This window comes from Aquabacterium sp. (assembly GCF_044226965.1).
Classification (GTDB): Bacteria; Pseudomonadota; Gammaproteobacteria; order Burkholderiales; family Burkholderiaceae_C; genus Pseudaquabacterium.
The window spans coordinates 25,377-32,936 of sequence record NZ_JBGAGA010000068.1 but is presented as its reverse complement, the minus strand read 5'-3'; the positions used below and the strand labels follow the sequence as shown (position 1 = coordinate 32,936).

General features: G+C 71.4%; 7 protein-coding genes. 4 read left to right on the top strand and 3 right to left on the bottom strand.

All coding sequences use genetic code 11. The features are described from left to right. Positions 1–290 (top strand): EAL domain-containing protein (locus ACILR4_RS23200; RefSeq protein ID WP_395703258.1); only part of this gene is annotated, 290 nt, incomplete at its 5' end. On the opposite strand, the gene ACILR4_RS23195 is transcribed toward ACILR4_RS23200, so the two are convergent. Next, positions 209–2,572: a putative inorganic carbon transporter subunit DabA gene (locus ACILR4_RS23195; RefSeq protein ID WP_395703257.1), complete on the bottom strand. Its 2,364-nt coding sequence runs from the start codon at positions 2,570–2,572 to the stop codon at positions 209–211. The genes ACILR4_RS23200 and ACILR4_RS23195 overlap by 82 nt on opposite strands. After that, a complete protein-coding gene (locus ACILR4_RS23190; RefSeq protein WP_395703256.1) occupies positions 2,572–4,065 on the bottom strand; it encodes an NADH-quinone oxidoreductase subunit L in 1,494 nt (497 codons plus the stop codon). Before ACILR4_RS23190 ends, ACILR4_RS23195 begins: the two co-directional genes overlap by 1 nt. Before the next feature lie 75 nt (positions 4,066–4,140). Here ACILR4_RS23190 and ACILR4_RS23185 point away from each other — a divergent pair, with 75 nt between their 5' ends. The 3 genes from ACILR4_RS23185 (at position 4,141) to ACILR4_RS23175 (ending at position 6,651) form a co-directional block, all read left to right on the top strand. After that, entirely contained in the window at positions 4,141–5,040 is a 900-nt protein-coding gene (locus tag ACILR4_RS23185) for a LysR family transcriptional regulator (RefSeq protein ID WP_395703255.1), read from the top strand. A 176-nt stretch (positions 5,041–5,216) separates the two neighbouring features. After that, complete coding sequence (locus ACILR4_RS23180; RefSeq protein WP_395703254.1) at positions 5,217–6,146, top strand: fasciclin domain-containing protein; 930 nt, start codon at positions 5,217–5,219, stop codon at positions 6,144–6,146. A 52-nt stretch (positions 6,147–6,198) separates the two neighbouring features. Beyond that, on the top strand, positions 6,199–6,651 hold the full coding sequence (locus tag ACILR4_RS23175; protein ID WP_395703253.1) for a fasciclin domain-containing protein: 453 nt from the start codon (positions 6,199–6,201) through the stop codon (positions 6,649–6,651). Here the strand turns inward: ACILR4_RS23175 and bchO are convergent. Then, positions 6,623–7,510, bottom strand: coding sequence for an alpha/beta fold hydrolase BchO (gene bchO / locus ACILR4_RS23170; RefSeq protein ID WP_395703252.1), 888 nt, complete (start codon positions 7,508–7,510; stop codon positions 6,623–6,625). The two genes, ACILR4_RS23175 and bchO, sit on opposite strands and share 29 nt — an antisense overlap. Positions 7,511–7,560: the final 50 nt, after the last annotated feature.

Sequence of the window (7,560 nt, the reverse complement as noted above, 5' to 3'; positions counted from 1 at the left end):
TCACGCTGCTGGCCGACTTCACGCCGGACATCATCAAGCTCGACATGGCGCTGGTGCGCGGCGTCGACGGCAGCAAGACGCGCCAGGCCATCGCGCGCGGCATGGTGCGCATCTGCCAGGAACTGGGCATCCAGGTCATTGCCGAAGGCATCGAAACCGCCGACGAGCGCGACTTCTTCCTGAGCGAAGGCGTCACGCTGATGCAGGGTTACCTGTTCGCACGCCCGACCTTCCGTGCGCTGAGTTCGGCTGCATCGGCCGCCGGGCTGGACGCGCTGCCCGTAGGCTGAAGCGCGACCGTCTCCCAGCCGCCGCCCCGCAGGCGGCGCGCGAACGTGGGCGTTGCCTGCCCCTCGATGGCCAGCAGGTGCAGCCAACCGTTGTCGACCAGGCAACGGACGGTGTCGTTCGCGCCGATCACCGCATCGATGGCCGCACGACCGGCCTGCACGAACACCGACAGCCGCAGCGGCGTGTGGCGCAGCGTGCGCCCGTCGTGCACCGATTGCCACGGCAAGCCGATGCGCAGGTCGCCCCCATTGCCTTCGAACACGCCGACGCCACCCCCGACGACGTTGTGCAGCAGCTTGTTGCCGGCGCCCTGCCGCTGCGGGTCGACCGTCGAGGCCAGGTACTGCAGGTTGATCCAGTGCGCGACGACCATCGGCGCCGACAGGATCAGCGCGAGCACCTGATGCTCGGGATCGAGGCGCTCGTCGTAGTCGTGCAGGAAGACGCGGCCACCCAGGTGCAGGCCGAGCGTGCGCGACCGCGGTGCGGCGATGAAGGCGGAGTTGTCGGCCAGCGCCCATTCCGGGCGGGTCTCGGCCCAGTGCGCCGCCCGCTCCCGCAGGCGCGCCAGCAGGACCGGCGGCGCCAGGGCCGGCAATCCGAGCCGCGGCGCCCGCTCGGCACGCGCGGCGTCGCCAGCACGGGCCAGCGCCCGCTGCAGGCGCGCCAGCGCCGCGGCATGGCCAGCCGGCAGGTCCTGCAGGTCGAACAGCGTCACCTCGTCGGTGGTGGTGTTGTGCAGGCCCGCCAGCACATGCGTCGTGTCCGGCAGGTCGACACCGCGCCGCCGCAAGGCCTGGCGCACCTCGCGGTCGTTCAACAGGCTGGCCAGCGCCCGGGCATTGACCTCGCCCGACTGCCCGCCACAGGCGCCGCAGTCCAGCCCGGCCGCGTGCGGGTTGTTCGCACTCTGCCCGCCGTGGCCGCACAGCAGCACCAGCGGCGCAAAGCCGCTGACGAGGCCCATCGCCCGCAGCACGCCGGCGGCCAGGTCGGCGGCGGCCTCGGCGTCGAGCGCCAGGCGGGGCCGCAGCGCGCGCCGCTCTTCTGCCGTCAGCCCGGCCTGCGTCCAGCTGCTCGTGCGAGGCGCCGGCAGGCTGTGGCGCAGCAGCGCGCCGGCCTGCAGCACGCCGCAGGACTCGACGAAGCTGAAGCCGGCGGCGGGCGTGGCACGCCAGGCCTCCCACCGGGCCGCCGCCGCCAGCCGCGACCGGCGCCGTGCGCCGAGGACCTGGGCCAGCGACGCTTCGCCGGCGCCCTCCTCGATCGTCAACGCCGGCGCCAGCAGGCCTGGCAGCTGCGGCTGGCGCCAATCGCTGCCCAGTGGCCGGTAGTCCGCCGGCAGGCCGAAGAAGCCGGCGAAGCCCCGCGTGGCGATGGCGGGGTCGGCCGCCTCCAGCGCCCGGCGCAGGACCTCGCTGCGCACGTCGATGCAGAACACCGCCTGCACGCCCACCGCGCCCGCTGGCGGTACGGCCGCGCCGCGCGCCATGCCGGCCATCCATTGCGCCTGCAGCGCCTGCTCTTCGGACTGCAGCCGCTCCCATCCGGCGTCATGGCGCGCGCGCAGGGCGACCGCGGCAGCCTCCGTCCGACCCCAGGCCTCGGCCCAGGCCTGCACTTGCGGCGCCGGCAGCGCGGAGGCCAGCAGCAGGTCCCAGCCGGCGCGAATGGCCAGCAGGTCCTGCAAGGCCGGATGCGCCTGGCCCGCCAGGCGGGCTTGCCAGCCCTGCCAGGCGCAGGCGGCGGCCCAGCCATTGAGGTCCAGCAGCCAGGCGGTGAGACAGGCCTGCACGCCGGCGGGCGGAATGCCCAGCGCCCGCACCGCCTGTTCGATGGCTGTGCTGGCATCGACCGGCAGGGACGCGATCTGTGCGAGCGCCGCTCCCCTGCCCTGCGGCCAGCGCAGCCCGCGGTCGGCCGCCAGCCGGGCCAGCCAGCTGCCGTACAGGCCCGGCTCCGTGGGCATGTGCCAGCGCGCCTGGCCGTCGTCGAAGTGCGCCGCGCAGTGCTGGCTGATCTGGTGCACGACGGCCTCGCGCAGGCCGGCCAGGTCGGCGATCAGCGGCTGCCGCTGCACCGCGGCCTCGGGCAGCAGGCGCATGCCCGCCAGCACGCCCAGGGCGGCGGCGGCGTCTTCGATCGGCTGGTCGATCCAGCCCCAGTGCGGATTGACGGCGATGTGGCGGTCCAGCGGCCAGCTCGGCGCGATGCGCGCACAGGCACTGGCAACGGCTTCGGCAATGGCATGCGCGGTGCCGGCATGCAGGGGGGCGTTCATCAGCGAGCTCCGGAGGCAAGAGAGACCGGGGGTGCAGGCCAGAGGCGCAACAGCGCGCCGCTGATGCGCTCGTCCACGTAGAAGCCGCCATAGGCCCACGGATACAGACGGCGCACCCAGGACCCGCCGGGCTGCAGCACGATGGCGGCCTGGACCGCAAACAGCCCGGCCAGAGCCATCGCCACCAAAGCGGGCAAGGCCGTCGGCACCGCCAGGGCATGGCTGCCGAGCCACGACGCCGCGGCCGCATGGCCGGCGAACCAGCCCAGCATCACCAGCGCGGTCGCGCCCAGCCGGCCCGCTGCGGCCAGCGGTACGAGCGCCAGACCGAGCACACCGGCGGCCAGCCAGGCCGAAGGCGTCACCAGCAGGCCGCTGGCGCTGCCCAGCGCGATCGCGGTGGCCGGCAGCACGATCGCAGCGGCTGCCCAGCGCGGCAACGAAGCCTGCGACGGCGTGGCCAGGCGCATCACCTGCCGCCGCTGCACCGCGCCGCCGGCGGCCAGGAAGGCATGGGCCTTGTACAGCGAGTGCGCCACGAGATGCAGCAGCGCCATCGCCGGCAGGCCCAGCGCCACCTGCAGCAGCATGAAGCCCATCTGGGCCAGCGTCGACCAGGCAAGCGCCACCTTGACGCTGATCCGCGTGCCCAGCACCAGCGTGGCCAGCACGACGGTGAGCGTGGCAACGCCGGCCAGCAGGCCCAGCGCCACCGGCGACTCGACCAGCAAGGGCGCGAAGCGGATCAGCACCAACCCACCCAGGTTGACGACGCCCGCATGCAGCAGCGCCGACACTGGCGTGGGCGCCTCCATCACCTGCAGCAGCCAGCCATGCAGCGGCATCTGCGCGCACTTGAGCAGCGCCGTCAGCACCAGCAGCGACAAGCCGACCTGTGAAATGACGCTCATATTGAACGCTATTGATTGCTGCAGCATCGCCTGCAGCGAGAACGTGTCGAACGACAAGCCGAGCAGCACCACGGCACCGAGCAGCGCAGCGTCGGCCAGGCGGGCGGACAGGAATTTCTTGTGCGCGGCCAGGCGCGCGGCCGGGCGCGCTTCGTAGAAGCGCAGCAGGCGATGCAGCGTCATGCTGGTGGCGGCCCAGGCGGCCCAGAGCAGCAGCAGCTGGTCGGCCACCAGCACCAGGGAGACGGCCGCCAGCGTGCCCGACAGCAGCCGCAGGTAGCGGCGCTCGCCTTCCTCGCCCTGCAGGTAGCGGTGCGAGAAGCGAACGATCACCCAGCCGATGAAGCCGACCAGCAGGCCCACCAGCGTGCCCGCCGCATCCAGCCGCAGGCCTGCCGCCACCTGGGGTCCCTGCAGGAGCACCAGCACGATGGCCGCCGCGGCGGACAGCGCTGCGCCCAACGCGGCGAACTCGGCCGCGCGCCAGGCACGGTCGCGGTGGCCGTGCTCGGCCGCCGCAGCGGCCAGCGCATGCAGCAGCACGGGTGTGAGGGCAAGTGCGACAACGTAGGTAGGCGTCATGGGGCGAGATGCTGACGCTTTCGGGTGCCGCCGTAAAATTCAATGTTCAGCACAATCTGTTCAGGAAAAGAGAACATGGCGCGCCTGAACTACCACCATCTGCATGCCTTCTGGGCCGTGGCCAAGGAAGGTCACCTGACACGCGCCAGCGAGCGCCTGCATGTCTCTCCTTCCGCCCTGTCGACGCAGATCCGCCAGCTCGAAGAGGTGCTCGGCCAGCGCCTGTTCGAGCGCGAGGCCCGCGCGCTGCGGCTGACCGAGGCCGGTCGTGTCGCGCTGGGCTATGCAGAGTCGATCTTTGCCAGCGGCACCGAGCTGCTGTCGGTGCTGAAGGAAGGCCTGCGTGCGCAGCGGCAGGTGCTGCGCATCGGGGCCGTGTCGACCCTGTCGCGCAACTTCCAGGAGAACTTCATCGCTCCCCTGCTGCAGCGTGACGATGTCGAGCTCGTCATGCAGTCGGGTGGCCTGGCCGAGCTGCTGACGCGCCTGCGCGTGCACACGCTGGACCTGGTGCTCACGAACCGGCGGGTGCAGGGCAGCAGCGAAGAGCCCTGGCGCTGCCGCCGCATCGCGCAGCAGCCGGTGAGCCTGGTGGGCCGCCCGTCGAAGCGTCGCAAGCCCTTCCGCTTTCCGGACGATCTGGCCAACGTGCCGCTGCTGCTGCCCGCCGGCGACAGCGACATCCGCACCGGCTTCGACCTGCTGTGCGAGCAGCTCGGGCTGCGCTACACGCTGAAGGCCGAAGTGGACGACATGGCGCTGCTGCGACTGCTGGCCCGCGATGCCGGCGGGGTTGCCCTGGTGCCGAGCGTGGTGGTGCGCGACGAACTGCGCAGCGGGGTCCTGGTGGAGCACGCCATCGTGCCCGACCTGTTCGAGCATTTCTACGCGGTGACCGTGCCGCGGCGCTATGCGCCACCATTGCTGCGTCAGTTGCTCGGTCGGCCGGAGGCCGAGGTGCTGGGGACGGCCTGACGGCGCGCTGCGGCTCCGCATTCCTTTCGGATAGCACGTCTCGCGCTGGCCGACCCGCCAGGCGGTCATAGACCACGTCGGCTAATAGGTGACTAGACAGTACAAATGAATACTGCATAGTATTTCGGCGCTTCCTTGCGAAGCCCTCGTCTAGCAACCTCACTGGAGCTCAACACATGATGGCCTGGCTCAAGAGCCTCGCGGCAGTGGCCGCCCTGTCGCTGGTCGCCGCCTGCGGTGGCGGTGACGACGCCCCTCCCGCGGACGTGGTGCAGGTGGCGCAGTCCGATGCGCGCTTCACCATCCTCACCGAAGCGGTGAAAGCCGCCGGACTCGACAGCGCGCTGTCGGGCACGGGGCCTTTCACCGTCTTCGCACCGACCAATGACGCCTTTGCCGCGCTGCTCACCGAGCTGGGCGTGACCAAGGACCAGTTGCTCGCCAACAAGCCGCTGCTGACCGCGGTGCTGAAGTACCACGTGCTGCCCGCGAAAGTGGCCAAGGCCGCCGTCCCCCTGGGCCAACCGATCAGCCCGCTCGACGGCGGCATCTTCAAGATCGACCAGGTGGGCTCCGACCTCGTGATCACCGACGGGCGCAACCGCACTTCCAAGATCGTCGTCACCGACGTGCCGGCGACCAACGGCGTGATCCACGCGATCGACAAGGTGCTGCTGCCCGCCAACCGCAACATCGTCGAGACGGCCGTGGCCACGCCCACGTTCAGCATCCTGGTCCAGGCCGTGACGGCCGCCAACCTGGCGGGCACCCTGAGCGGCCCGGGTCCGTTCACCGTGTTCGCGCCCACCGACGCGGCCTTCGCCGATCTGCTGACCGAACTGGGCCTCACCAAGGACCAGCTGCTGGCGAACACGGCGCTGCTGACAAAGGTGTTGACCTACCACGTCGTGCCCGGCCGCGTTCTGAAGGCCCAGGTGCCGGTCGGCACTCCGATCACGACGGTGGAAGGCGAGACCTTCTCGGTCTCCCCGGCCCTGGCGATCACCGATCGGCGCGGCCGCACCGCGAACATCAAGTCGACGGACGTGCTGGCCAGCAATGGCGTGATCCATGTCATCGACCGCGTCATCCTCCCGGCGCCCTGACCGGCGCTGTCCAGCCTGCCTTCCTCAACCCTCCCTGAAAAGGACATTCACCATGAAGAAGCTCGTTGCCGGCGCCTGCATCGCCGTGCTGGCCCTGTCGGCCCAGGCCAAGGACCTGGTCGATACCGCGGTGTCGGCCGGCCAGTTCAACACGCTGGCCGCTGCGCTGCAGGCCGCCGACCTGGTGCAGACGCTCAAGGGCCCCGGCCCGTTCACCGTGTTCGCCCCGACGGACGAGGCCTTCAGCAAGATTCCCAAGGCCGACCTGGACGCCTTGCTGAAGGACAAGGCCAAGCTGACCGCGGTACTGACCTACCACGTCGTGCCGGGCAAGGTGCTGGCCCAGGACGTGCGCGCCGGCAAGGTCAAGACGGTGCAGGGCTCCGACCTGACGATCGACACCACGGCCGGTGTCAAGGTCGACGCCGCCAAGGTCGTGAAGACCGACATCGTCGCGGACAACGGCGTCGTGCACGTCATCGACAGCGTGCTGCTGCCGCGCTGATCGCCTCGGCCACGATCGCGGCGACGGCCTGGGGTGCCTGCTCGTGAGCCAGGTGCCCCAGGCCCTGCAGCCGTTCGACGCGCGCGTCGGGCAATTCGCGGCACACGGCTTCTGCCTCCGCGGGCGCGATGGTGCGATCGCTCGTTCCGTGCAGCCACAACACCGGCACCGCCAACTGTCGCAGCCGTGGCTGCAGCGGTGCCAGGTCCCAGCCCGCCATCATCGCCAGGGTGCCGGCCACGTGTTCGGGCTGCCGCCACAACGACGCGTAGGCCCGCACGCCCTCCTCGTCCAGCCGTGATCCGGTGCTCGCGATCAGGCGCTGCACCGCGTCGTCGTCCCTGGCGTGCCAGGCCGCCAGGCGCGGCACCCAGGGGCTGCGCGCCATCCAGCGCGCCAGCGGCGGCCCCCAACGCCCTGCCAGGCCTGGCAGCGGCCGCAAAGCGCCGGCAATCCAGACCAGCTGGCGCAGCGCGGATGCGGGTTGCTCGAGCGCCCACCAGGCACTCAGCGCCGCGCCGGCCGAATGGCCGAGCACCGCCTGTGGCGCCAGGTCAAGACGTTCGAGCAAGGACCGCAACGCGTCGGCCATCGCGGGCAGGCTGCTCGGCCCGGGCTTCAGTGCCTCGGTCCGCCCATGGCCCGGCAGGTCCGGTGCCACGACCCGGAAACCGCGCGCCGCCAGCAGCGGCGCCAGCCCCGCCCAGCTGTGCGACGCCGAACCCGTGCCATGCAGCAACAGGATGCAAGGTCCCTCGCCCTGCAACCGGCAATGCCAGCGCCGGCCGTCGCCGTCGACGACCAGTTCAGCATCGAAAGCCGGCGACGCGTGCGGCGGTGGCGAGGTCGCGGGTCTCATGCCGGACCGCCCCACTGCGGGCCCCACGGGCGCCTTTCGCTATGATCGAC